Below are 25128 nucleotides of genomic sequence, written 5' to 3'. Positions count from 1 at the left end.
CCAAATCTCAATAAGCATCAATCAGACACAGGAAATCGCACCCATGCAAGAGTTGATTCAAATATTGGCATTTGCCATCGCATCGATACTGCACGGCATCACTGGCATGGGCTTTCCGATGATTGGTACGACGGCGTTGGCGTTTATCATGCCTTTGCCGCAAGCGGTCGCCATGGTTGCCCTGCCCAGCGTGGTGATGAGCCTTTTGGTGATGAGTACAGGCCGCAAGCAATCGCTGATGGCGGAGCTTTGGCATTATTGCCAGCATTATAAACTGCTTGCCATCAGTAGCATTATCGGCGGTGTCATTGGTGTCAAATTATTGCTCATTTTGCCAAATTATGTGCTGTATCTGGCGATGTCGGTGGTAACCTTGTACTATGTCGGTCAAGGATTTTTAAGTTTAAAAGGCAAATTGCCCGAACTTAGCGTACCGACCACGCCGATGAGCATGGCAGCTTTTGGGCTATTAGCTGGGATAATCGGCGGTTCAACCAACGCCATGTCGCCGATTTTATTGATGTTTTTGATGAGCTACACCAAAGACAAAAACGAAATCGCCAAAGCCAGCAACTTATGCTATCTGCTTGGCAAAGTGGTGCAGGTGATTTTATTAAAAGACAGATTTTTAAGTTTTACTTATACAAATTGGCTGGTATTGTTGGCTTTGACCGCCGTTTCTATTGGATTTTTATTGCTCGGTATTTATCTGCGAGCCAAGATAAGTATCGATGCGTTTAAGGCCTTGACCTATGGCGTGCTGTTATTGCTTGCCCTAAAAATTGGTTATTCAGGCTTACAAGGTTTATTCGCTTAACGCCAAACCTTAAATTGGACCCACCCACTGTCGAACAAGGAGTTGATTATGACAGACACCACCACCTTCAAACCCAAAAAAAGCGTCGCACTCTCTGGCGTGCCTGCAGGCAACACCGCCCTATGCACGGTCGGCAAATCAGGCAACGATTTGTCTTATCGTGGCTATGACATTTTGGATTTGGCAAAGCATTGCGAATTTGAAGAAGTCGCCCATTTGCTGATTCACGGTCATTTACCAAACCAGTTTGAACTCATCGCCTATAAAACCAAGCTCAAATCGCTGCGTGGCTTGCCAATTCGAGTGATTGAAGTGCTAGAGAGTCTGCCTGCCCACACGCACCCCATGGACGTGCTGCGTACTGGCGTGTCGATGCTCGGCTGCGTACACCCTGAGCGTGAGAGCCAGCCTGCGTCCGAAGCTCGTGATATTGCCGATAAACTCATCGCCAGCCTAGGCTCAATGCTGCTGTATTGGTATCAATACAGCCACAATGGCAAACGCATCTCGCTAGACAGCGAAGAAGACAGCATCGGTGGCTACTTTTTGCACATGCTGCACGGCAAGCGACCCAGTGCCAGCCATATCAAAGCCATGCACATTTCGCTGATTTTGTACGCTGAGCATGAGTTTAATGCGTCCACCTTTACCAGTCGTGTCATCGCTGGCACAGGCTCGGATATGTATTCGTGCATCACAGGCTCTATTGGGGCATTAAAAGGCCCAAAACACGGCGGTGCTAACGAAGTGGCTTATGATATCCAAAAACGCTATCGCAATGCTGACGAAGCCGAAGCCGATATCAAAGAACGCATCGCCAAAAAAGAGATTATCATCGGTTTTGGACACCCTGTTTATACCATCAGCGATCCACGCAATGTGGTGATTAAGCAAGTCGCCAAAGATTTGTCCGCCGAAACAGGCGATATGCGACTGTTTGACATTGCCGAACGACTTGAGAGCTTGATGTGGCATGAGAAAAAAATGTTCCCAAATCTTGACTGGTTCTCTGCCGTCTCCTATCAAAAACTGGGCGTGCCGACGGCGATGTTTACTCCGCTATTTGTCATCGCTCGCACCACAGGCTGGTCGGCTCATGTGCTAGAGCAGCGAGCGGACGGTAAGATTATCCGCCCATCTGCCAATTATACAGGGCCTGATGATTTGGCGTTTGTGGCGATGGGTGAGCGGTGATTAAATAAAACAGGGGTATATTTTATGGGCAAAATGCGCCCCTGTTTGCAAAAATACCACTTTACCCAGTCTTTAAACTGTTAGAATGACTAACCTTATTATTTATTTTAAACCAAACGGAGTAATTCTATGGAAAAATTGTTTAAAGCCACCCTGCTAAGCCTTGCTTTAATAGGAGCTTATGCTTACGCAGAGCCTTCCTACCTAGAAGCGACTTATGGCATTAGTGCCGAAGAAGCACAACTTCGCCTTGACTTACAAGAGCAAGTTATTGCCTTGTCAGAAAAACTTAATACAGAAAACGATCCAAATTATGCAGATATGTACATTCAGCATACGCCAGTTTATAAAATTGTGATTTTATTTTCTGACAACAAAAACCGTCATCAATTTTTAAAATCACTTGATCCAAAATTACAACGATACGTTCAGCTAAAAAATGTTAAAAAATCTCGTAGTCAATATGAGCAAGAATTGAACGAGTTGGGCAAACTTATTCAAACGCTAGGTATTCCTTATACCGCCAAATTTGACCTAGAAAAACAGCGTTATGAAGTAACAGTGGAAAATAAAGATGATTTCAATGCTATAAAACAGGAAGCTAAAAAGCTATCGTTCAAAAATGATATTCATTTAGAAATTGGATCATTACCAGTCTCTCAATCTGCCCCAACAGGCGTGCAAAAAGGCGATAAGGTTTTTGGTGGCAATAAAATTACCTTGCAACCAAACAATACTGGTGGATATTGCACTATTGGATACGCTGTTAACTATAAGGTTGGTGCAATAGCCAAACAAGGTATTTTGACTGCTGGGCATTGTAGCAAATCCATAAATATTGATATAAATGGTAGAAACATAGCTTTTTCCAATCCAATCGTATGGTATAGTAGCAAAGAAGGGAGGTATGGTGATGGCAAAAATGACAAATATGATTATGCAGTTTTTGATGCCACAGGGTTGGCTTTAACCAACGAAGTTAAATACAAAAACACTAATGGTATTCCAGAATTTGCAAAACCTGCTGGTACTTTTAAGGTTACTAAAACTTTGGGTTTTATGAATCAAAAGAAAGGGATGATCGTGTGTAAATCAGGTCAAACCACAGGCATTACTTGTGGAGAGATTACCAACGGCAATTATACAAGAAATGGTGCTAGTGGTTGGATTGAAGTTAAAAACAGCAAGCAGCCCAATGTCAGTGCAGGTGGCGATAGCGGTGGACCTTGGTTTTTATATCCCGGTAAAGCAACCACTATTACTGCTGTAGGCATTCACAGTGCAGGAGATGAACCGTCAGCAAATGTGGAAGACTTTGCTATTTATATGCCTATTGATTATATTGATGATCACAATTCATCAATCTCCTTAATACTAAAATAATATTTAAATTGTGGTTTTTATTTAGAGCTGAATAATGTATTTATGTTATTCAGCTTTGGAGTAAATATATGAAAATTCATACAATCTCTTTTTTATGTTTAGCAATGTTGTTAAGTGCTTGCCAGCAAACCAATGATATTGATAAGTCAAAACCAAATGAAGTAGAAATAAAGAAAAATGCCGATATTGTCAGAAGCACAAAAATCAAAAATTCAGAAACACCAATAGGAAATAAAGAAATTTTTTATCTAACACGCAATGATATTTTTAATATGCCAATCGAAATGCAAGAACATGTGGTTGGTATGGATTTAGTAATATATCATAATTGCTTGTCAGTGAAATCTATTGGGGAAGAAGAATATTTTACTTTTATTTTGTCAGATGAAAATTTAATTTTATTTGATGAAAATCAAAAGATTATTGGCTTAATCAATCCAAAATCAAACAAAAAATTCTTAATTGGCGATAATGTTGAATTAAGTGGCACAAATACAGTTAATGCCACTTCATCAAAAAAACCAGTACCCAAAGAATGCTCACAAACTTTGTTATTTGCAGGGGAGATTTTATATGTTTGACATTGCCGAACGACTTGAGAGCTTGATGTGGCATGAGAAAAAAATGTTCCCAAATCTTGACTGGTTCTCTGCCGTCTCCTATCAAAAACTGGGCGTGCCGACGGCGATGTTTACTCCGCTATTTGTCATCGCTCGCACCACAGGCTGGTCGGCTCATGTGCTAGAGCAGCGAGCGGACGGTAAGATTATCCGCCCATCTGCCAATTATACAGGGCCTGATGATTTGGCGTTTGTGGCGATGGGTGAGCGGTGATTGTTAAAAACTGCCAAATATCTTATTCATTAAGATGTTTGGCATGTAAATTTAAGAAATTTTTATAGAAAAATCAATAAATTATTCAACAAATAGCACAACCAAGGTTTATTTATGGCGTTTTAATGATTGGTACTGATGATGTCTGATAAAAAATTGATTGTGTTATTTGTGGTGTTTGTCTTGATTTGGTCGTCTGGCTTTATTGTCGGTCGTATGATTGTTGGTAGCGTTTCGCCCAATATATTTTTAGCAATCAGATTTTTTGGTACTGCGGTTTTGTTTTTTAGCATTGCTTTATTATTAAAAAAGCAATACCCCAAATTTTCAGAAATCCCCAAGCATATGGTTGTCGGATTTTTGTGCAATGGCATTTATTTGGGTGGCAGTTATTGGGCAATCAATCACGGCATGCCTGCTGGCATCATGGCACTGTTGGGCGGACTGCAGCCCTTGATAACTTTGGTTTTTGGCAGTGTTTTGTTTGGTGAGCGTTTTAAAATTGATTATATTTGGGGCATTATTGTTGGCTTGTTTGGCGTGTATTTGGCTTTGCCATCATCTCATCAATCACCCAACCAAAGTTACGATTTTTTAGTATTTTTAATCTCAGTGTTGTCCATTGTTTGTATTACAGTGGGATTATTATTTCAAAAATACTACATAAAAAGTTCAGAATTAATCACATCACTGGTTATTCAAAATCTATCTGGTGCGTTGATGTCGGTGATATTGGCAACTGTTTTAAAAGAAAGCACTTTTTATGTCAATTTTGATTTTTTGTTTTCGTTATTTTGGGCGGTTTTTGTGCTATCGGGCGTGGGCGTGTACCTGCTGATGTATCTGACCAAAAATCACAATGCAGTCAAGACGACATCGCTCATGCTGCTATGCCCACCTTTGGCGGCAATACAAGCCAATTTATTGTTTGACGAGCGGTTGTCGCTATTACAGATTTTGGGTTTTGCCATTGCGTTATTTGGTGTCGCCTTATGCCAAAAGGTCAAGGCATGATGGATTTGCCATCTAAGGAGAGATGATGAAACTGCTACCATTTGTGCTACTAAGCGTCTTGGGCGGACTGATTATTCCCTTGCAGTTGGCGATGGTTCATGCCTTTCGCCAAAGTAGTGGAGCCAGCCAAATCCAAGCAACTTTTTATCTGTATTTGGGTGGTGCGGTGGCGTCGCTGCTGATGTCTTTTTTGATCAGTGGTGGCATCAGACCGCCACAAGCCCAAAATGCCCAATGGTGGCACTATCTGACAGGATTTTTGGGCAGTTTTTATATTTTATTTATGTTTATCGCCGCCCCAAAAATCGGCTCTGCCAATACGCTGCTGTGGGTGTTTTTGGGACAAATGTTATTTGCTACTGTCCTTGCCCATTATGGATTTTTGGGCTTGGAAGTAAGAAAAATTGAGCCAGTCAAATTGCTGGGCTTGGGTCTGATTGTCATCGGTGGATTGGTGATGATTTGGGCGGAGAATCGGCAAAATTAGCTAAATTATCATGCAATTTAGCGTTTGTGGCGATGGATAGTTGAGAGACATGCCTTTATTTTACAAAAAAGTCACATTTTTTATTCTTAATCTGTTAGATTAAATCTAACTTTATTTAGATTTTAATAACTTAATTTAAGGGGTATGCTTAAATGAAAACCATGATCTCAAAAGCCCTACTGTGTGCAATATTGATACCTTCTACTGCGACCTTTGCCAATGAAGCTTTTGATAGAGATGCTCAAGAGTACGCCATCTTGCACGGCGTTGGTATTGACGAAGCAAAAAAGGCTTTGAATATTGAATTGCACAGAGATGACATTATTAGCCTGATAGAAAATCAGTATAAGGGGCGTTTGGCTGGCATTTATATTGAAAATACGCCAACTTATACAATTGTTGTTAAATTAAAAGGAAGTGGGCGAAACGAGAAAAAGGAAATCGCTCTGGATAAGACATTGCCTAATATCAATGTTCCAGTTGAATTTATTTATGGAGCAAAGACCACAATCAATGTTGCAAAAGGACAGTTGCAAAAAGCCCAAAATTTGGCACAGCAATACCTAACTGGCGTGCAAATGGTCAGTTACAATGAAAAAACTGGACAAATAGATATTGAAATTAATGCTCAAAATACCGATAAGATGCAATCAAAAATCAACCAATTACAAAAAGCTTGGAAAAATCCCCATTTGGATTTAAATATTATTTTTGTTGGTTACTCTGTTAAGCCAATGGCTATTGCTTATGGTGGAACTCCTGTGGTTGATAAATCACAAGTTGCTGCAACAGGGGTGGCTTATGATTGTACAACAGGGTTTGACATTAAAAATAATCAAGGCAACCAAGAATAAATGCCGTTTTAATTAAGATATTGCAAATAGATTTTTGCATTCATATTCTTCTCGTAATTTTCACAGCCAAAAGGACACAGCGATGAAAAACTACCGCAAACCCCTACCAAATACCAACCTTGATTATTATGATGTGCGTCAAGCCATCAACGATGTCAAGCCAAATGCTTATGATGCATTGCCCTACACCGCCAAAGTGCTTGCCGAGCAGCTGGTTCGCCGTGTGGACGATGGGCAGCTGGGTGAATATTTATCTCAGCTGATTGATAATAAACAAGAATTGGATTTTCCTTGGTATCCTGCCCGTGTGGTGTGCCACGATATTTTGGGACAGACGGCATTGGTGGATTTGGCAGGACTTCGTGATGCCATCAGCGAACAAGGCGGCGATCCGTCCAAAGTCAATCCTGTGGTGCAGACGCAGCTGATTGTTGATCATTCGCTGGCGGTGGAGCATGGTGGCGATGACCCTGATGCCTTTGCCAAAAACCGTGCCATCGAAGACCGCCGCAATGATGACCGTTTTGATTTTATCAACTGGACAAAAACCGCCTTTGTCAATGTCGATGTTATCCCAGCAGGTAACGGCATCATGCACCAGATTAACCTAGAAAAAATGTCACCTGTGGTGCAAGTCAAAGATGGCGTGGCATTTGTCGATACTTGCGTGGGTACAGACAGCCACACGCCACATACCGATGCACTGGGCGTGCTGTCGGTGGGCGTGGGCGGTCTGGAAGCCGAATGCATCATGCTGGGGCAGCCATCGATGATGCGAACGCCTGAGATTGTCGGTGTGCATCTGACTGGCAAGCGTGGCGAAGGCATCACCGCAACGGACATTGTGCTGGCTTTGACCGAGTTTTTACGCTGTGAGCGAGTGGTTGGGGCGTATTTGGAATTTTTTGGTGAAGGTGTTAGCGGCTTATCAGTCGGCGACCGTGCGACCATCTCAAACATGACGCCTGAATATGGTGCAACCGCTGCCATGTTCTACATTGACCAAAACACGCTGGATTATCTGACCTTGACAGGGCGTGAATCCAGTCAAGTCAAACTGGTGGAGATATATGCCAAAACCGTGGGGCTGTGGGCAGATGAGATGGCAGATGCCAAATATCCACGAGTGTTGAGTTTTGATTTGTCCGCCGTCACTCGCAATATCGCAGGCCCGTCCAACCCACACGCCAAAGTAGCCACCAGCGAATTAAAACAAAAAGGCATCGCAGGGGCAGTAGAGCAGCGTGATGATGGCTTGATGCCAGATGGGGCAATTATCATCGCTGCCATCACCAGTTGCACCAACACTTCCAACCCACGCAACACCGTGGCGGCAGGACTGCTTGCAAAAAAAGCCAATCAGCTGGGCTTGACTCGTAAACCATGGGTCAAATCATCATTTGCCCCCGGCTCAAAGGCAGCGGCATTATACCTAGAGCAAGCTGGCGTGTTGGCGGATTTGGAAAAATTGGGATTTGGCATCGTGGCATATGCCTGCACCACTTGTAACGGCATGAGCGGTGCATTAGACCCTGCTATCCAGCAGCAAATTATTGACCGTGATTTGTACACCACTGCTGTGCTGTCGGGCAACCGCAATTTTGACGGACGCATTCACCCTTATGCCAAGCAAGCGTTTTTGGCAAGTCCGCCGCTCGTTGTCGCCTATGCCATCGCAGGGACGATACGCTTTGATATTGAAAATGATGCCCTAGGCTATCATGATGGCAAGCCGATTTATCTAAAAGACATCTGGCCATCTGATGATGAGATTGATGATTTGGTAAAAAAATCGGTCAAGCCAGAGCAATTTTTACAAGTGTATATCCCAATGTTTAATCTGGACAAATCACAAAAAGCCAAAAGCCCACTGTACGACTGGCGAGAGCAGTCCACCTACATTCGCCGTCCGCCCTACTGGGAAGGGGCATTGGCAGCACCACGCACCCTAAGCCAGATGCGTCCTTTGGCGATTTTACCAGATAATATCACCACCGACCATCTCTCACCGTCCAATGCCATCATCAAAGATTCAGCGGCAGGGGAATATCTGACCAAAATGGGCGTGCCAGAAGCCGACTTTAACAGCTATGCCACCCACCGTGGCGACCATTTGACCGCCCAACGAGCAACTTTGGCAAATCCTAAGCTGTTTAACGAAATGGTGCGTAATGCCGATGGTACGGTACGCCAAGGCTCACTGGCTCGTGTCGAACCTGACGGCACAGTGATGCGAATGTGGGAAGCGATCGAAACCTATATGGATAGAAATCAACCGCTGATCATCATCGCTGGAGCAGACTATGGTCAAGGTTCATCACGAGATTGGGCGGCTAAGGGCGTGCGACTGGCTGGTGTGCAAGTGATTGTCGCCGAAGGCTTTGAACGCATTCACCGCACCAATCTGGTCGGTATGGGCGTACTGCCGCTGCAATTTAAAGACGGTGTCAATCGCCACACGCTTGGGCTTGATGGCACGGAGATTTATTCGGTCAAGGGCGAAATTTCGGCTCGCTGTGAGCTTGAGCTTATCATCGAACGCCAAAATGGCAATACCGAAATCGTGCCTGTATTATGCCGCCTAGATAGCGATAGCGATGTCAAAACCTACCAAGCTGGCGGCGTGTTGCAGCAATTTGCTAGGGAGTTTTTAAAAACTGCCTAAATCGCTCTTTTTGGTTTGGCAATTTAAACCATAAAAATTGGCAATCAGGCTGATGCCTTTTTGCCAATCCACTTGTTAGGATTTTTAAACTATGAGTAGTGATTTGTCTCGCTTTGAAACCGCTCAAGCACTCGTCTATCCGCAGGCGTGGCGTGAGCTACAAAACGGCAAAAAGAAAAGCCATTGGATGTGGTATATTTTCCCACAAATTCAAGGACTTGGACAAAGTGCGATGTCTGTCAAATACGCCATAAATGATTTGAGTGAAGCCCATGCTTATCTCAATCACCCCATTTTGGGATTGCGATTGATTGAGTGCTGCACGCTACTTTTGCATTTTGACGATAAAACGGCGGTTGAGATTTTTGGCGAAATTGATGCGTTAAAATTGCATTCAAGCCTGACTTTATTTTCGCTTGTGCAGGACAATCAGCCGATATTTGACCAGTTATTGCGACAGTTTTTTGCTGGAAAACTTGATGATAAAACGGTGCAACTGGTGCAAGATAATGCGTAAATGTTTGGTATAACAAAAGGACTAACCCATGCAAACCCCAATCACAGCCACCTATATGCGTGGCGGCACTTCCAAAGGCACATTTTTTAAATTATCTGACTTGCCTGAGCGTTGCCAAGTGGCATATTAAACGGCAATACCGAAATCGTGCCTGTGTTGTGCCGCCTAGATAGCGACAGCGATGTCAAAACCTACCAAGCTGGCGGCGTGTTGCAGCAATTTGCTAGGGAGTTTTTAAAAGACGATTAAATAAAGCAAAAGGCGACTAAGCGTCATCATGACTGATTCAACCAAGGCGGTTTTGTGATAAAATCGTCTTGATCTGCCAAGTTTTGGCATCGTGCCCGATTTGTCAAAACTTGACAATATCATCGTAATCGTAATCATCATATTGCTAAATTTTTAAGAAAAATTATGAAACAATCCACAAACAACCAAACCGAACTGTCGCCAAAACAGCTGGAATTTGCCTTGTTTTGCATTGATTTTGTTGCCAAAAAACTCAATCAATCACCTGATATTGTTTATCAAAAATTAAAAATTAGCGGATTGTTGCAAGATTATATCATTGACAATTATGAAACCTTACACACCCTAGGCAAGGAGTATTTGGTTGATGATATTATTGATGTGATGAAACAGCGAGATTTGCTATGATTTTGTATCACGGTTCTTATCAAGAAATTCATGCACCAAACACCGCCTTTTCTCGTGAAAAATTGGATTTTGGACAAGGATTTTATACCACACCCATCAAGCAGCAAGCCATAAACTGGGCAAAAAGATTTGGTCGAATTGGCAAGAATGCGGTATTAAATATTTATGAATTTGACGAAAATGTCTTTAAAATCATTAACATTAAAGAGTTTTATTCTTATAATGAACAGTGGTTTGATTTTATTGTTGCCAATCGTACAGGCAATGCGGTTGAAAAATTTGATGTCATCATTGGTGGCGTGGCAAATGATCGAGTATTTAATACCATTGAATTATATTTAGAAGATTTAATTGATAAAAAAACTGCCTTAGGTCGCCTGATTTATGAAGAAAATAATTTGCAAATTTGCTTTTTAAATCAATCCGTGATTGATAAGCATTTGATTTTTAAAGGCAGTGAAAGATTATGAACGCCAACCCAATTTTGTTACAACGCAAATACGCTCGCATCATCAGCGAATTTGCCAAAAAAGCCAATATTTCTTTGGCGGATGCATTGGATTTTTTTATGCTCTCAAACACCTATCTACTGATGCGTGAAGGTGTTGGTGATAGCCACTGCTTATCAGACGGTTATTTGGTTGATGAACTACTGGAAAGTTTTAACACTCAAAACAAGGACTAACCCATGCAAACCCCAATCACAGCCACCTATATGCGTGGTGGCACTTCCAAAGGCACATTTTTTAAATTATCTGACTTGCCTGAGCGTTGCCAAGTGGTAGGAGCGGCACGAGATGCGTTTTTACTGCGAGTGGTGGGCAGCCCTGACCCTTATGGCAAGCAGATTGACGGCATGGGCGGTGGCTCATCAAGCACATCAAAGGTGGTGATTTTATCAAAGTCCAAGCAAGCCGACCACGATGTTGATTATCTGTTTGGGCAAGTCGCCATCGATAAGCCTGTGATTGACTGGTCAGGCAACTGCGGTAACTTGACGGCAGCGGTGGGCAGTTTTGCGATTTTTAATGGCTTGATAGATGCTGATAAAATCCCCCAAAATGGCATCTGCACCGTGCGAATTTGGCAACAAAACATCGGCAAAACCATCATTGCCCATGTGCCCATCAAAGACGGACAAGTCCAAGAAACGGGCGATTTTGAGCTTGATGGTGTCACCTTTCCTGCCAGCGAAATTAAGGTGGAATTTATCAATCCTGTGGACGATGATGGCGAAATGTTCCCCACGGGCAATTTGGTGGATACTTTGGTCGTGCCTGAAGTCGGTGAATTTGCCGTCACATTGATTAACGCTGGTATTCCTACGATATTTTTAAGAGCGGCTGATTTGGGTTTGACTGGCACAGAATCCCAAAAAGACATCAATGCCAATGCTGATATTTTAGCAAAACTTGAAAAGATCCGAGCTTATGGTGCATTGCAAATGGGCTTGATAACAGATATTGATGAAGCCAAAACACGCCAGCACACGCCCAAAATCGCTTGGGTCGCCCCACCTGCCGACTATGTGTCGTCCAGCGGCAAGACCGTCCACGCCAGCGACATTCACCTACTCGTGCGAGCGATGAGCATGGGGCAGCTGCATCACGCCATGATGGGAACGGCATCGGTTGCCATCGGCACGGCAGCGACGATAGTCGGTACATTGGTTAATGATATGGCAGGCGGTCAGGCACTCACCGAAGTGTGTTTTGGACACCCATCTGGCACGCTCACGGTGGGCGGTCAGTCAGAATGCGTGGACGGCAAATGGCTCGCCCGCAAGGTATCCATGAGCCGCTCGGCAAGACGGCTGATGGCAGGGCAAGTATTTGTACCAGCAGACAGTTTTTAGGCGATTTTGACCAATTTGCGATGATTGATAGCGATGTGTTGTTTCACATGAAACATTTTGGCAAATGGTTTGGTAAATTGGCTGATATTAGCGATTTTTATTTTAAAATTTAGCGATTTTGGTAATTTTAATGATATTGGCAATTTACCGATTGGACGATTTTCAGCATTAAATTTGCATGAAAAATTAAAATTTGCCATTTGCCATTTGCCAATTTGATAGTGCTGATGATTTGGTAATTTTTTCCATTGTCGTTATAATGGCTTATTTGCCAAACATTCACCAAAACCGTAAACCATGCCAACTTTAGATGTGATTATCCCCTGCTATCATGCCGCTGCCACGCTTGAGCGTGCGATACTTAGCACACTTGAGCAAACCGCCTGCCGCCGCATTATTCTAGTTGATGATGGCTCAAGCGATGCCACGCCTGCGATTATCAGGCAGCTTGCTGATGCCTATCCTGACAAAATTACCGCCTTATTTTTGGCAAATAATAGTGGTGTCGCCGCCGCCAGAAACTTTGGGGCGATGGCAAGCGATGCCGATTTGCTGGCGTTTTTGGACGCTGATGATGCGTATGAGCCGCACGCTTTGGACATTTTGCCGAGTATTTTTGAGATGATGCCGCAGCTGAGTCTGGTGCGGCTAAAACTTCGCCCTGTCAATCTTGCCGAACGCTACGCCACCCACCCAAATCTTACCCAAGCGTGGGACATTTTACAAATGACGGTCGGCGGCAATACGATATTTCGCAAAAGCATCTTTTTGGCGTGCGGCGGTTTTCCCCAAGATGAGTTATTTCGTGAATTGGGCGGCGAAGATGGGGCATTGGGCATCGCTTTGGCACAAATGACGGCAGTCGGCACGCTGTTTGGCGACCAGCACGCTGGCATACTGCACCACTGCCGTGATGGCATGCACGCCGAGCGGCTGTTGGACGCTTATTTGTTTAATCAGCATGATGAGCGTATCACCGCCACGCACACCGCCTACGCCCAAGCAGTCAGCGAGCGTATCAAAGCACAACTGGCAAGCGTCCGCCCTGTGGTGAGTGCAACTGCCATCGGACGCACGCCGCTGATTGTTGAATATGCCTAATGCCCAAAATGTGCTACAATCTGCCCAAATACACCGACAAATGAGTACACCATGCACCAAATCAACTCCGAACTTCTCACCAAATCCCAACAATGGCGTCATGACATCAGCTTTGAGCAGCAGGTGCTGGACAAGCCGTTTCATTTTCGCAGCACTTGGGGGATTTTTTCGCCTGAAAAATTGGACGATGGCAGTTTGATGCTGCTGGATTATATCAATTTTCAAAAAGACGATTGCTCCATCGATTTAGGCTGCGGCTATGGCGTGCTGGGCATGACCGCCGCCAGAGAATGCCCAGACGGTCAGCATTTGCTGATTGATAAGGACTTTGTCGCTGTCGAATACGCCAAGCTCAACTGCCAAAATAACGGCTTAACCAATGCCAAAGTCATGCTCTCAAACGGCTTTTATCATGTCGATAAAGCGGACAAATTTAGCCTAGTGATGAGCAACCTGCCTGCCAAAGCCAGCAAAGAGCAGCATTATCTGTACTTACTAGATGCATACAATGCGATGACATCTGGCGGCAGATTTTATGTCGTTACCATCAACGGCTTGCGTGATTTTATGAAGCGTTCATTTACCGAAGTTTTTGGTAATGCCGACAAAATCAAACAAGGCAAAACCTACACCGTCACCATGGCAATTAAAGATTAATTATAAATTGGCAAATGGCAATAAATTGCCAAATTCATGGCAATTTGACACACACAAGGCAAAACGCATGACAAACCACACCAAGCAATGGCAAGCACGGCTATCCACCCAGCGGTTTGGCGATGACAAGCCCAATCGCCCAAAGTCCACGCACGACTTGGATAACATCAGAAGCAGCTTTCATGTGGATTATGATCGTGTGGTGTTTAGTCGTGCTTTTCGCAAATTGGGACGCAAAACCCAAGTTCACCCCTTGGCCGTCTCCGACCATACACACAACCGCCTAACTCACAGTGTCGAAGTGGCAAGTGTCGGCCGCAGTATCGGTAACGCTGTCGGTGTCGCCTTACAAGCTGCCGAGTTGTTGCCAACAGGTTATAGCCCAAGCAATATCGGCACGGTGGTGCAGGTGGCATGTCTGGCACACGATTTGGGCAATCCGCCCTTTGGTCATACTGGCGAATCGGCACTGCAAGAATGGTTTGGCGACCCAAGGCACGCCTGCTATCTTGACGCTCTAAGCGATGATGAGCGAAGCGACATCTGCACCTACGAAGGCAACGCCCACAGCTTGCGTACCGTGCTACGCCTAGAAATGTACCAAAACCAAGGCGGCATGCGTCTGACCGCCGCCAGTATCGGTGCGTTGATAAAATACCCTTGGCTTAGCACTCACCCCCATGATGGCAAAAAATTTAACATCTACCAAAGCGAGCTGCCTGCAGTTCGCCAAATCGCCAATGAGCTGCAGCTACCAAGCATTGCCCCAGATTGCTGGGCAAGACACCCCTTATCTTATCTGATGGAAGCGGCTGATGACATTTGCTATGCACTGCTTGACTTAGAAGATGCTGTCGAACTGGGCTTAATCGGCATTGATGATTTTTATGATATTCTTAAAAATATTGACGGCATTGATAAACTTAACAACATCAAAAATCCTGAGCAGCGTTGTGGGGCGATGCGTGGCACGGCAATCGGACAGGCAACCAAAAGCATCAGCGATGCCTTTATGCAGCATCATGATGATTTGTTGATGGGGCGGTTTAACCAGCCAGATTTGCTCGCTGTCAGCGATGATGCCATCAAAACCACACTAAAAAATGCCAAAAATCTTGCCGCCAATGAGATTTTTCGTCATCGCAGCAAACTTGCCACCGAGATTGCGGCTTTTGGCTGCTTGGGTTCGATTTTAGATTTGTTGATTCCTGCGGTTTTTGCCCATCATCAGGGCAAAGCCAGTACCAAGCACGCCTTGGCACTGGATTTGATTGGACTGGATAAAACCGCCAAAAGCACGCTGTACGATGATTATATGGCGGTGCTGGATTTTATCTGTGGCCTAACCGACAACACCGCCGCACGCTTGGCACACGACATCTCAGGCGTTAGCATGCTGTGATTTGTTAGATTTAATTTATAATTTGGCGTTTTCTTGACGCTTAACACACCACCACACAATAACAATCGCCAGCACAAAAATCAGCTGTGCCGCCACGCCTTGTACGGTCGGATAAAACCCTGCCCATGCCACACTTGGCAAGTCCAGCACCGTGCGTGGTAGGTGATTGGTTAATTGCAAAGCAGCGACACTTACGCCCAAAATCTTAAACCCCAAGCCATAAATCAGCAGCGTCAAACCCAAAAACAGCTTAGGAATGGGCAATTTGACCGAAGTTTTTAATAAAATAACCGCTATCAATGCCAAAATCGCCAACGCCAAGCCAATGCCTGTCAAAAAATCTGCGGTGCTGATACTGGGCAAAATGCCTGCATAAAATAAAATGGTCTCCGCCCCTTCACGAAACACCGACAAAAAACTTAAGGCAAACAAACCCACAAAACTGCCTGTGCCAAGCGCCTGATTCATCTGCCGCTTGATAAATTGATTCCACGATTTGACCGAAGATTTGCTGTGCAGCCACGCACCGACGCCAACCATCATCACTACCGCCACGATGCCGACCACGCCTTCGATCATCTCACGGCTAGCCCCTGAAGTGACCGCAGGAAATAGCATCTGTAAGGCAACCGCCCCTAAGATACTGGCAAAAAGTCCTGCCACCACGCCAGCATAGACCCAGATTTTGGCTCGTGTCTGCTTGGCGGCAACCAATGCCGAAATCAGTGCCACCACGATGAGCAATGCTTCTAGTCCTTCACGCAGCAATATCAGCATGGCATCGACTGCCGTGTAGCCAGCTTGCGGATTGATGGCTTGTAATTGTTCAATCAAATCAGCCAAATCCTGCTGATGCTTGGGGTTTTGCCCTTGTGCCATGATGACAGGGATTTGCGATTCGATGCGTGTGTATAGCGACGGATTGCGAGTACTGACTTCACCTTCGATGCTCGTCCATAGGCTGATAAATTCACCCAGCTTTGCCGAACCTGTCGCTGTATCTTGTGCTTTAAACGCCGCCAAGCCATCTTGCAATAAAGCAATACCATCTGACAAACCCGCTGGATTTGTACTTTGACTTTGTTCGGTGTCGCCTTGGTTATAGCTGTCCAATTGCTGCTTTAAAATGGCTGTCTGTGCCAGCAGCTGCTCACGGTTGGCAGGCGTCGTCTCGATAGCAGCTCGCATCAGTGCCATCGCCACTTCGATTTTGCCATAATGCCCTTTGCTGGTATTTCGCACCACTCGCTCATTGGCCACCCATGTGCGGTTAAATTTATCATACGCCATTTTGGCAGCTGCCACGCTGTCGGCATCATCGGCATTCATGGCTTGTAGCACGCCTGCCAGCTCATCAAAGGCAGGATTGATTTTTTTGGCAAAGGCTTGACGCTCGGCGGTATAATCCACAGGGTTGAGCGATTTTTGTAGCTCGTATAATTGACTTGAAAATGTCGCCATCGTCTCTGGTGTGGGCGACTGCATGGCAGCGTTTAGCGTGTCTTGCAGTGCTGATTTTTGGTCAGCATCGGCAGGCACGGCAGCCAGCTGCTCACCGATGGCTGTCAGATGCGTCTGAACCAAAGCCATATCGCCTGCTTTTTGGGCAGTCATCGCATCAGACAGCATCACAAACACAGGGCTAAAATTGAACGACTTATCCGCCTTGGCATCAGCTTGAACTTGGTCGGCTGGCGTGTTGGCTTGGGCGATGGTTGCCATGCTTGGTGCCACGCCCAGCACCAATGCCATCACCACGGCAGAAAAATGCCGAAACATGGTTTTTCCCAAAATTTTCTCCAAAATTTCACAACTTTTTTATATCAATTTTAATACCAATTTTTTTATATCAACAAATTAATATCAATTAATCAATTTAATATTAAGTTAATATCAACAAACCACAAACCCACCAAAACTGGCAGATTTGTGGTTGATTTGGCATTAGCCGAGCAATTTTTGTCCCAAATATTCGCCTTGTTTGACACCGCCAAACACCGCAAACAAGCCGCTACCAATGTGCGTGGTGTATTCGTTCATCTTATCCATGCGACCCAAGGCGTTTTGGATAGCGATGAATTGCTCTGGCGATTTTTGAAAAGAAATAAACAACAAGCCTGCGTCAAATTGCCCTGTTCTGCGATCAATACCGCTGCTGTACGAAAACGAGCGACGCAGCAGCTGCAATCCTGTCAAATTGGCAAGTGCTGTATGACCGCCTTCTGGTACGACCGCTTCGCCTTTGTCATCGACAGCATTGGGGTCAAAGGTGTCAAATTCGTCCTTGCCGTCCAGTGGTGCGCCGCTGCTTCTTTGGCGTGAAAAGGTCTCTTCTTGACCTTGCAGAGATGTTCTGTCCCAAGTCTCAAGGTGCATCTGAATCACCCGAGTTACCAAATAACTGCCGCCTTTGAGCCAATCGGCATCGTCTGCCCAGATGTATTTGTCGGCTTCTTGTAAAGTTAGGCGGTTGGCAGTGCCGTCCTTAAAGGCGAATAAATTTCGTGGTGTGTCGCTGCCTTTGTCAAATGAATTAAAGCCAGCTTGCGACCATCGCATGGTGATTTTGTCCCTTGCCTGACGCACCAACTGACGCACGGCATGAAAGGCCACTTGCGGATCGTTGGCACACGCCTGAATGCAAATATCACCGCCAGACAATTCTGGGCGAATCTGATCACGGGAAAAACTTGGCAAATCCTTAAACACCGCTGGGGCTTTGTCGGTTAAGCCCAATTTTTGTAAAAAGCTGGGACTGACCCCAAAAGTCAAGGTCAAACCATACACTCCCAAGCTGTCCGCTTCGCCTGTGTCGGTTGGCGGTACATGCGGATTTTTTGCGTATTCGGCGATGTTTTCGCCTTGGGTCAGCTTGGCAGCCGCCTGCGTCCAATGCTCAAACATTTGGCGTATCTCGCCCAAATCATGCGAATGCAAATCCGCCACCAAAAAATACACATGCCGCTGGGCTGGCGTGATGATGCCTGCTTGATGCTCACCAAAAAACTCATAACGCAAATCCGCCATACAGTTAGATGGCTCGGATTTATCAGCGGTAGCGACTGCCGTGGATTGATGACAAGCCGCCAGCACCGATGTACCAGCTCCCAATCCTGCCACGCCCATACCCTTTAAAAAATTGCGGCGATGGCTCACTGACCCAAGTTTTGACATGATGTATCTCCATTTCTCCAAATAAAACGCAATGCCAGGATTGGCTTGTCAAATTGCTAAAAATATTAAAATATAAATACTAAGAGTAACTCAAGACCGATTCAATACTACTCAAGGTTAAATCAAGGTTAAACGGTTAAATTGAAAAAAGCTGGGAAATCGCCCCAGCTTTTTGTTGGTTTACTCAAGCACAATACCCATCTGTGCCAAAGGTTCACCCAATTTATTGACCGATTCGGCAAGTGCCTTGGTGTCATCGCTGGTCAGTTCATTGTATGGCTTGTATTCGCCATCGCTGACTTGGTATTTTGCCAGCAAATCATTGACCGCCGCAAAACGCTCTGTCAAAGTCTTGACCAATGCAGGGTCTTTGGCTTCGATTTTTGGCGTTAGGATTTCAAAAATCTTTTGTGCACCTTCAACATTTGCCTTAAAATCGTACAAGTCAGTTTTTGAGAAAATGTCTTCTTCGCCAGTAATCTTACTGGTGGTAACTTCGTTCAACAAATCCACCGAACCTTGAACCATCAAATCGCCCGTCACTTCAACGGTAGAAATTTTGGCGTGCAATTCTTTGACATCAGCAAGCAGTTGATCTGCCAATTTGTCCGTGCCTTCGGTGGTGTTTTGGGTCCATAGGATTTTTTCGATGGCGTGAAAACCTGTCCAAGTTTCGCCTTCTGCCAAATCTGCTTCACGGTTATCGATGCGTGGGTCAAGATCGCCAAAACTCTCTGCAATCGGCTCGCTACGCTCAAAGTGCATACGCACATGCGGATACAGGGCTTTGGCTTCTTCGACATTGCCTGCTTTGAGTGCGGCGACGAACTTTTCGGTGCCATCAACCAGCTGACCAATCTCCGACTCTACCCAAGCACGATACGCTGCCGTCTCAGCAGACAAATCAGGCTTACCAGCGGCGGCAGTTTCTTGTGCCTGCTCTGTGGCAGCTGGGGTTTCGGCAGTGGCTGCTTGCTTGTCTTGGCAAGCTGTCATAAGTACTGAACAAGCCAATAGTGATAACATAAAATGCTTTGTCATGGTGCAATCCTTATACAATAAAACGACCAAATATCAAGAAATGCTGAGCATCTCCGCAGATATATTATAATAAAAATAACAATCATTATCAATATTATCATCGCATTTTCTTTGATAATTTTATTAAACTGGGATTGATAACGCCAAGCGGTGTTCAGATTTACCAACTTATTCAAATCATGCAAATTCAACGATTACCTAACAAATCGGCAAATGGGCAAATTTAAGTTTTGGTATCATTGTCATAATTGGTGGTGTTGGATAGATTTGATAAATCTGCCAAAAACGGAATGCACTGCCGCCATGCCGTGCAATCTTCGCCACGCTCACAGCGGATATAAAAATCTTCAACCATACAAGCCTGCTGCTCAACGCCATAACGCCAAAACGATTTGTCCGCCTTGAGCCGATAGCGATAACGACGATTAAACAAAGCACGCCAAAACACGCAAATGCCTTGTTGTCTTTGCCAAACATGGGTCAGCTCATGTATGAGCCAAGCTCGATGTGCCAAATTTTTTTGGCAAAAATCATCACACCAATCGCTTGGGTGAAAATAAATATTACCATCAGGAGCGACGGCATAGCCTTTTAGCACCCACCACGCTGTTTTTAGGCGGATATCGTCAAGCACCAACGCCGCACCAAACACACGGCGTGCCATCTGCCGCTCACCAAGGGTTAGGGGGCGAGATTTGGCCTGATGGGTCAAAGGATTATTTAGCATAACAAACCCAAATAAAACCGATTTTAAACAAACAAAGCAAAAGAAATAAAAAGCAAAACAAGCAAAGATAACGCCGTGATGATGACACCATGAATATTGTGCCAAATATTGTGCTAAAATAACACAATCAACCACCAAAACCAAGCCATTATGAAAGCCATCACCAAGCCACTTGCCGAACGCATTCGCCCCACAAAGATTGACGACATCATCGGACAGAGCCACCTTTTGGGCAAAAATGCACCCATTGGCAATATTCTGCGACAAGGCTTTTTGCCATCGATGATCTTGCACGGCTCGGCAGGTATCGGCAAAACCACACTTGCCATGCTACTGGCGGACGCTGTCGGTCGGCCATTTCGTCCGCTGTCTGCCATCAGTAGTGGCGTCAAAGAGCTGCGTGAAGTCATCGGCGGTGATGATGGTTTGTTTCATGAGCCGCCTGTGGTGTTTGTTGATGAGATTCACCGTTTTAATAAAGCCCAACAAGACGCTTTGTTACAAGCCATCGAAACTGGCGAGATTACCTTTATTGGAGCAACCACCGAAAACCCATCGTTTAGCGTCAATAATGCCCTATTGTCTCGCTGTCAGGTGTATAAATTACACCCCCTAAGCCCTGATGAAATCAGTACTTTAGTGCATCGTGCCATCAGCCAAGACAGTTATCTAAATCAAAAACAAATACAAATCAAAGACTTAACTGCCTTAATTGATCTATCCCAAGGCGATGGTCGGCGTGCTTTGAACTTGCTTGAGCTGACTTGTGCCAGCGATGAGCCGATTGTGGTGGATAATGCCAGCGTTACCGCCGTGGCAGGGCAATCACTCGTCCGCTACGACAGAACTGGCGACAATCATTATGACCTGGTCTCAGCGATGATAAAATCGGTGCGTGGCTCGGACGCTGATGCGGCGGTGTATTGGCTGGCCAGAATGCTGGCTGCTGGCGAAGACCCTGCCTTTATTGCACGCCGCTTGGTGATTTTGGCAAGCGAAGACATCGGACTTGCCAACCCCAATGCCCTACTGCTTGCCGATACCGCCTTACGCTCGGTGCAGTCCATCGGCATGCCAGAAGCTCGGATTATCCTAGGGCAAGTGATTATTTATCTTGCCAATAGCCCCAAATCAAACAGCAGCTATAACGCCATCAACCGTGCCTTAAAACTTGCCGAGACCGATCAAGCCGCCGTGCCGCTACACCTACGAAATGGCGTTACCAAGCTCATGCAGGCCGAAGGCTACGGTGCAGGCTACATCTATCCGCACGACTACCCCAACCACTACCACCCACAACAGTATCTGCCTGACAGCCTGCTTGGTGTGCGATTTTATGAATTTGCCGACAACCAAAAAGAGCAGGCAAGTTTTGCCTTTATCAATTGGCTAAAAAGTTAAATGGTTATTTGAATTAAATTAATATTAAATTACTATCAAACCTAATTATCACAAACCCATGCTCACATCTGCTCACGCCGCCACGCTCATCAAGCCATATTCGCAAATCAAAGATCTCAAGCGATATTGCCCTGAGCAGCTGGACGCCATCAAAGCTGCCCACAAATCCGCTTGGCAGGATTTTAAGGCATTTAATTTGGCAGTGCTTGACAAATTGCCACACGATTTTGCCCCACCGCACATCGAAAAATGGTGCAACGGCTGGGAGATTCGTCGCCACTTTTTTGCTTATTATAAATATGAGCGTTATTTGGCAAATGCACCCATCATCAGCATCATCGTCAATCCCAAGCGGCTGATTGTCAGCCTAGATTGGCACAGCTACCGACAGGACAGCTCATCAAGCACGCTGCCCATGTACCAAAACTGGCTTGATGCCATCGATGCCAGCCAATTTGCCGACTGCTATTATTGGCACAGCAGCACCTTGATGAGTGTGCCTGATGAAGCGGCATTTTTGCCAATATCGCAGCTGGCTGATGATATGCTAAACTTGGACGGTCATTATCGCTTGGGCAAATTTATCCGTGCTGACGAGCTGGATAAATTTACAGACAGTCATGGCAAAGATGGCGATGCTTTAGTCTGCTGGGTGGTCGATACCATCAATCAGCTGGCGGTAGCGTACGAAACTTGCCATCAAGATTAATTTTTTGATGGCTCTTTATAAAATAAAATCCACCCCCATTCAACATAACAAACCACCAACGAGATACGATTATGGCACTCAATACCATTCCTGAAATCATCGAAGACATCAAAGCAGGCAAAATGGTCATCTTAATGGACGATGAAGACCGTGAAAATGAAGGCGATCTGATCATGGCAGCAAACCACATCACGCCTGATGCAATCAATTTTATGATTACGCACGCTCGTGGTTTGGTGTGCCTGACCTTGAGCGAAGATCGCTGCCGACAGCTCAATCTGCCACTGATGAGCGACAAAAACGGTGCCAAATTCAGCACCAATTTCACCCTGTCCATCGAAGCTGCCGAAGGCGTAACCACTGGCATTTCAGCGTCTGATCGTGCCACAACCATTCGTGCGGCAGTGGCGGCCAACGCCCAGCCGTCCGACATCGTGCAGCCGGGGCATATTTTTCCCATCATGGCAAAAAAAGGCGGCGTACTGCACCGAGCAGGTCATACCGAAGCAGGCTGCGACTTGGCAAGACTGGCAGGGCTTGAGCCAGCGTCGGTGATTGTTGAGATTATCAAGCCTGATGGCGAGATGGCACGCCGTGATGATTTGGAAATTTTTGCCAAAGAACACGGCATCAAAATCGGCACCATCGCCGATTTGATCCAATATCGCATGGCAACTGAGCAGACGGTCAGCGAGATTGAGCATTTTACCGTGCAGACCGAGCATGGCGAATTTACCGCTTACCGCTTTAGCGAATTTGGCTCAGACGATACGCATTTGGCTTTTGTCAAAGGGCAAGCGACAGGCGGCATCAGCACCGTGCGTGTACACAGTTTTTCACCGATGAAAGACTTGTTCGGCATTCACACTGGCGGCAGCCGCTGGAGTATCCAGCATGCCTTGGCCGAGCTTGCCACTGCCGAGCATGGCGTGCTGGTGTGGATCGGTCATGGCGATGAGATGGGTCTGTCTGATGCCTTTGATGCCCTAAAAAATCAGCAGCCAAGCCAACCTAGCCGCCGAGCCCCTTATCAGACCATCGGTGTCGGTGCTCAGATTTTAAAATATTTGGGCGTCAAAGACATGCGTCTGCTATCTAGCCCTGTCAAGTTCAACGCCTTATCTGGCTTTGGTCTGAATGTCGTTGAGACCGTGGATAAGTGATTGACCATTCAACCACTTGGAAAATTAATCATTTGGCAATGTATCTTTGGTCATTTAACAATACAAATAACCTTACACCCACGACAGTAAGACAGGCTGGCGTAAGGTTACTCACACAAGCCCAACTTAAGTTACAGGATTATAAAGCACATCAAACGCCCAAGTTCGTATAATAAACCATGAGCTGATGATTTGATTATCAAGCATCAAGCGATTTTTAATCAGATTTTAAATGTTAAATTTTAAATATTAAATCAAATGTCAGATAACTGACTGGGAGAAAAACGATGATTTGGGCATTGATTGTGGGTTTGGTTGTGGGTTTATTGGCACGAGCCATCAAGCCGGGTGCTGATAGCATGGGCTGGATTTTGACCATTATTTTGGGTATTGCTGGGGCTTATGTGGGAGCATTTTTGGCAAACTTTATCGGCGTCAATGCCGAATCAGGCTTTAGCTACCTGATTTTTTCGGTGATTGGGGCGATGATTATTCTGTTTGTCTATGAGCTACTGGCAGGCAAGCGTTCCTAATGCCATTTGTAAGCGTCATCTGTGATGGATTTGTCATTATTAATGATAGCTAATAAAAATCATCAATAAAAGCACTTTTTGGGTGCTTTTATTTTTGCCTTTACTTGTGTTTTTATCGATACAGACTTTTATCAAATCGCCATCGCATCATTTACAAAATAAAATTTGCTTGTTATGATATTTGTTATCATAATAAATCATGATATTCAATCCAACATCATCAACATCTGAGAGCATCATGAGGCTAACCAATTATAGCGATTTTGCCCTGCGATCTTTGATATACTTAGCTGTCAAACCACAAGCCACCGAATTTGTCAATATTGCCGACATCGCCAACAGCTACAACATCTCAAAAAGCCACCTGACCAAAATCATTCATCAGCTGGGTAAACTGGGCTATATCGACACCTTGCGTGGCAAAAATGGTGGCATTCGCCTTGCCATGCGACCACGAGACATTAACATTGGGCAGCTGATTCGCCACACCGAGAACGATTTTAGCTTGGTGGAGTGCTTTGAAGAAATCAACAGCGAACGCAAAATCGATCACCCTGCCATCATTCCCACGGTCAATTTTGACACCGCCAGCACCCAGCACTGCATCATCGCCCCTGCTTGCACCCTAAAAGCCGCCATCGCCGAAGCCACGCAGGCATTTATTGCGGTGTTAGATCGCTACACTTTGGAAGATTTTTTAAAAAATAAAGGCGAGCTGTTTGAGTTGTTGCAATAATTCACCAAGCCAACCGCTGCCAAAACTGTTGCCAAATTTGTCCAAACAACCGCCGTTTTGGCAAAAATTTTGATCTTTATCATCAATTTGACCAAAAAATCAGCAAACTTTCCCTTTTGTTAAGCAATCATCACTTGATTTTTACCAGTTATGTAGTAAAATTGTCCCTATAAAGATACATTTAAAATATATCTTTTCAATTTCAAC

The 25128-nt window shown here is 45.1% G+C and carries 26 protein-coding genes and 2 pseudogenes; 24 read left to right on the top strand and 4 right to left on the bottom strand.

The genetic code is table 11. The features are described 5' to 3' along the window. The first annotated feature begins 43 nt into the window (after positions 1–43). From ACFBZI_RS03940 to ACFBZI_RS03850, 19 genes and pseudogenes are all read left to right on the top strand, one after another. Entirely contained in the window at positions 44–817 is a 774-nt protein-coding gene (locus ACFBZI_RS03940) for a sulfite exporter TauE/SafE family protein (protein ID WP_375715135.1), read from the top strand. A 48-nt stretch (positions 818–865) separates the two neighbouring features. Beyond that, on the top strand, positions 866–2011 hold the full coding sequence (gene prpC / locus ACFBZI_RS03935) for a bifunctional 2-methylcitrate synthase/citrate synthase (RefSeq protein ID WP_375715134.1): 1146 nt from the start codon (positions 866–868) through the stop codon (positions 2009–2011). 129 nt (positions 2012–2140) lie between these two features. Further along, positions 2141–3394 (top strand): S1 family peptidase, encoded by a 1254-nt coding sequence (locus ACFBZI_RS03930; RefSeq protein WP_375715133.1) that lies wholly within the window; start codon positions 2141–2143, stop codon positions 3392–3394. A 68-nt stretch (positions 3395–3462) separates the two neighbouring features. Continuing rightward, a complete protein-coding gene (locus ACFBZI_RS03925; protein WP_375715132.1) occupies positions 3463–3975 on the top strand; it encodes a hypothetical protein in 513 nt (170 codons plus the stop codon). Continuing rightward, positions 3926–4228: pseudogene (locus ACFBZI_RS03920) on the top strand (citrate/2-methylcitrate synthase); the annotation flags it as partial. The gene ACFBZI_RS03925 and the pseudogene ACFBZI_RS03920, both read left to right, overlap by 50 nt. 141 nt (positions 4229–4369) lie before the next feature. Then, complete coding sequence (locus ACFBZI_RS03915) at positions 4370–5242, top strand: DMT family transporter (RefSeq protein ID WP_375715131.1); 873 nt, start codon at positions 4370–4372, stop codon at positions 5240–5242. A gap of 25 nt (positions 5243–5267) precedes the next feature. After that, a complete protein-coding gene (locus ACFBZI_RS03910) occupies positions 5268–5729 on the top strand; it encodes a DMT family transporter (RefSeq protein ID WP_375715130.1) in 462 nt (153 codons plus the stop codon). 152 nt (positions 5730–5881) lie between these two features. After that, entirely contained in the window at positions 5882–6583 is a 702-nt protein-coding gene (locus tag ACFBZI_RS03905; protein WP_375715129.1) for a hypothetical protein, read from the top strand. Between the two features lie 82 nt (positions 6584–6665). Continuing rightward, positions 6666–9248 carry a Fe/S-dependent 2-methylisocitrate dehydratase AcnD gene (gene acnD, locus ACFBZI_RS03900; protein ID WP_375715128.1) on the top strand — a complete coding sequence of 861 codons (2583 nt, stop codon included), beginning with the start codon at positions 6666–6668 and terminating at the stop codon, positions 9246–9248. Positions 9249–9339: 91 nt separating this feature from the next. Next, a complete protein-coding gene (locus ACFBZI_RS03895; protein WP_375715127.1) occupies positions 9340–9765 on the top strand; it encodes a DUF1810 domain-containing protein in 426 nt (141 codons plus the stop codon). Between the two features lie 28 nt (positions 9766–9793). Further along, a pseudogene (locus ACFBZI_RS03890) lies at positions 9794–9889 on the top strand (PrpF domain-containing protein); the annotation flags it as partial. Next, entirely contained in the window at positions 9877–10014 is a 138-nt protein-coding gene (locus ACFBZI_RS03885) for a hypothetical protein (protein ID WP_375715126.1), read from the top strand. The pseudogene ACFBZI_RS03890 and the gene ACFBZI_RS03885, both read left to right, overlap by 13 nt. Before the next feature lie 165 nt (positions 10015–10179). Then, positions 10180–10422 (top strand): DUF3791 domain-containing protein, encoded by a 243-nt coding sequence (locus tag ACFBZI_RS03880; protein WP_375715125.1) that lies wholly within the window; start codon positions 10180–10182, stop codon positions 10420–10422. After that, positions 10419–10892: a DUF3990 domain-containing protein gene (locus ACFBZI_RS03875; protein WP_375715124.1), complete on the top strand. Its 474-nt coding sequence runs from the start codon at positions 10419–10421 to the stop codon at positions 10890–10892. Before ACFBZI_RS03880 ends, ACFBZI_RS03875 begins: the two co-directional genes overlap by 4 nt. Beyond that, positions 10889–11107: a hypothetical protein gene (locus ACFBZI_RS03870; RefSeq protein ID WP_375715123.1), complete on the top strand. Its 219-nt coding sequence runs from the start codon at positions 10889–10891 to the stop codon at positions 11105–11107. Before ACFBZI_RS03875 ends, ACFBZI_RS03870 begins: the two co-directional genes overlap by 4 nt. Before the next feature lie 3 nt (positions 11108–11110). After that, complete coding sequence (gene prpF / locus ACFBZI_RS03865) at positions 11111–12277, top strand: 2-methylaconitate cis-trans isomerase PrpF (RefSeq protein WP_375715122.1); 1167 nt, start codon at positions 11111–11113, stop codon at positions 12275–12277. Positions 12278–12574: 297 nt separating this feature from the next. After that, positions 12575–13378: a glycosyltransferase family 2 protein gene (locus ACFBZI_RS03860; RefSeq protein WP_375715121.1), complete on the top strand. Its 804-nt coding sequence runs from the start codon at positions 12575–12577 to the stop codon at positions 13376–13378. A gap of 51 nt (positions 13379–13429) precedes the next feature. Next, on the top strand, positions 13430–14035 hold the full coding sequence (locus ACFBZI_RS03855) for a class I SAM-dependent methyltransferase (RefSeq protein WP_375715120.1): 606 nt from the start codon (positions 13430–13432) through the stop codon (positions 14033–14035). A gap of 67 nt (positions 14036–14102) precedes the next feature. Further along, on the top strand, positions 14103–15437 hold the full coding sequence (locus ACFBZI_RS03850) for a deoxyguanosinetriphosphate triphosphohydrolase (protein ID WP_375715119.1): 1335 nt from the start codon (positions 14103–14105) through the stop codon (positions 15435–15437). Positions 15438–15452: 15 nt separating this feature from the next. Here the strand turns inward: ACFBZI_RS03850 and ACFBZI_RS03845 are convergent, their stop codons facing one another. The 4 genes from ACFBZI_RS03845 to ACFBZI_RS03830 form a co-directional block, all read right to left on the bottom strand. After that, on the bottom strand, positions 15453–17228 hold the full coding sequence (locus ACFBZI_RS03845) for an FTR1 family iron permease (protein ID WP_375715118.1): 1776 nt from the start codon (positions 17226–17228) through the stop codon (positions 15453–15455). A 153-nt stretch (positions 17229–17381) separates the two neighbouring features. Continuing rightward, the gene (efeB, locus tag ACFBZI_RS03840; protein WP_375715117.1) at positions 17382–18611 is read right to left on the bottom strand and encodes an iron uptake transporter deferrochelatase/peroxidase subunit; all 1230 of its coding nucleotides are present in this window, start codon (positions 18609–18611) and stop codon (positions 17382–17384) included. A 180-nt stretch (positions 18612–18791) separates the two neighbouring features. Continuing rightward, complete coding sequence (gene efeO, locus ACFBZI_RS03835; RefSeq protein WP_375715116.1) at positions 18792–19652, bottom strand: iron uptake system protein EfeO; 861 nt, start codon at positions 19650–19652, stop codon at positions 18792–18794. 223 nt (positions 19653–19875) lie between these two features. After that, the gene (locus ACFBZI_RS03830; RefSeq protein ID WP_375715115.1) at positions 19876–20379 is read right to left on the bottom strand and encodes a type IV secretion protein Rhs; all 504 of its coding nucleotides are present in this window, start codon (positions 20377–20379) and stop codon (positions 19876–19878) included. Between the two features lie 150 nt (positions 20380–20529). Between ACFBZI_RS03830 and ACFBZI_RS03825 the strand changes: the two genes are divergently transcribed. The 5 genes from ACFBZI_RS03825 to ACFBZI_RS03805 all read left to right on the top strand — a co-directional run bounded on the left by ACFBZI_RS03825 (position 20530) and on the right by ACFBZI_RS03805 (position 24921). Further along, the gene (locus tag ACFBZI_RS03825) at positions 20530–21780 is read left to right on the top strand and encodes a replication-associated recombination protein A (RefSeq protein WP_375715114.1); all 1251 of its coding nucleotides are present in this window, start codon (positions 20530–20532) and stop codon (positions 21778–21780) included. Positions 21781–21838: 58 nt separating this feature from the next. Then, positions 21839–22489: an HI_0552 family protein gene (locus ACFBZI_RS03820; protein ID WP_375715113.1), complete on the top strand. Its 651-nt coding sequence runs from the start codon at positions 21839–21841 to the stop codon at positions 22487–22489. Positions 22490–22560: 71 nt separating this feature from the next. Then, positions 22561–23652, top strand: coding sequence for a bifunctional 3,4-dihydroxy-2-butanone-4-phosphate synthase/GTP cyclohydrolase II (gene ribBA / locus ACFBZI_RS03815; RefSeq protein WP_375715112.1), 1092 nt, complete (start codon positions 22561–22563; stop codon positions 23650–23652). 287 nt (positions 23653–23939) lie between these two features. Further along, a complete protein-coding gene (locus ACFBZI_RS03810) occupies positions 23940–24185 on the top strand; it encodes a GlsB/YeaQ/YmgE family stress response membrane protein (RefSeq protein ID WP_375715111.1) in 246 nt (81 codons plus the stop codon). Between the two features lie 238 nt (positions 24186–24423). Then, on the top strand, positions 24424–24921 hold the full coding sequence (locus ACFBZI_RS03805) for an Rrf2 family transcriptional regulator (protein ID WP_375715110.1): 498 nt from the start codon (positions 24424–24426) through the stop codon (positions 24919–24921). Positions 24922–25128 lie beyond the last annotated feature (207 nt).

It is taken from the genome of Moraxella marmotae, assembly GCF_042219885.1.
GTDB classification, from domain to species: Bacteria; Pseudomonadota; Gammaproteobacteria; order Pseudomonadales; family Moraxellaceae; genus Moraxella; species Moraxella marmotae.
The sequence above is the reverse complement of the archived record's forward strand: the minus strand, read 5'-3'. Positions and strand labels throughout refer to the sequence as shown.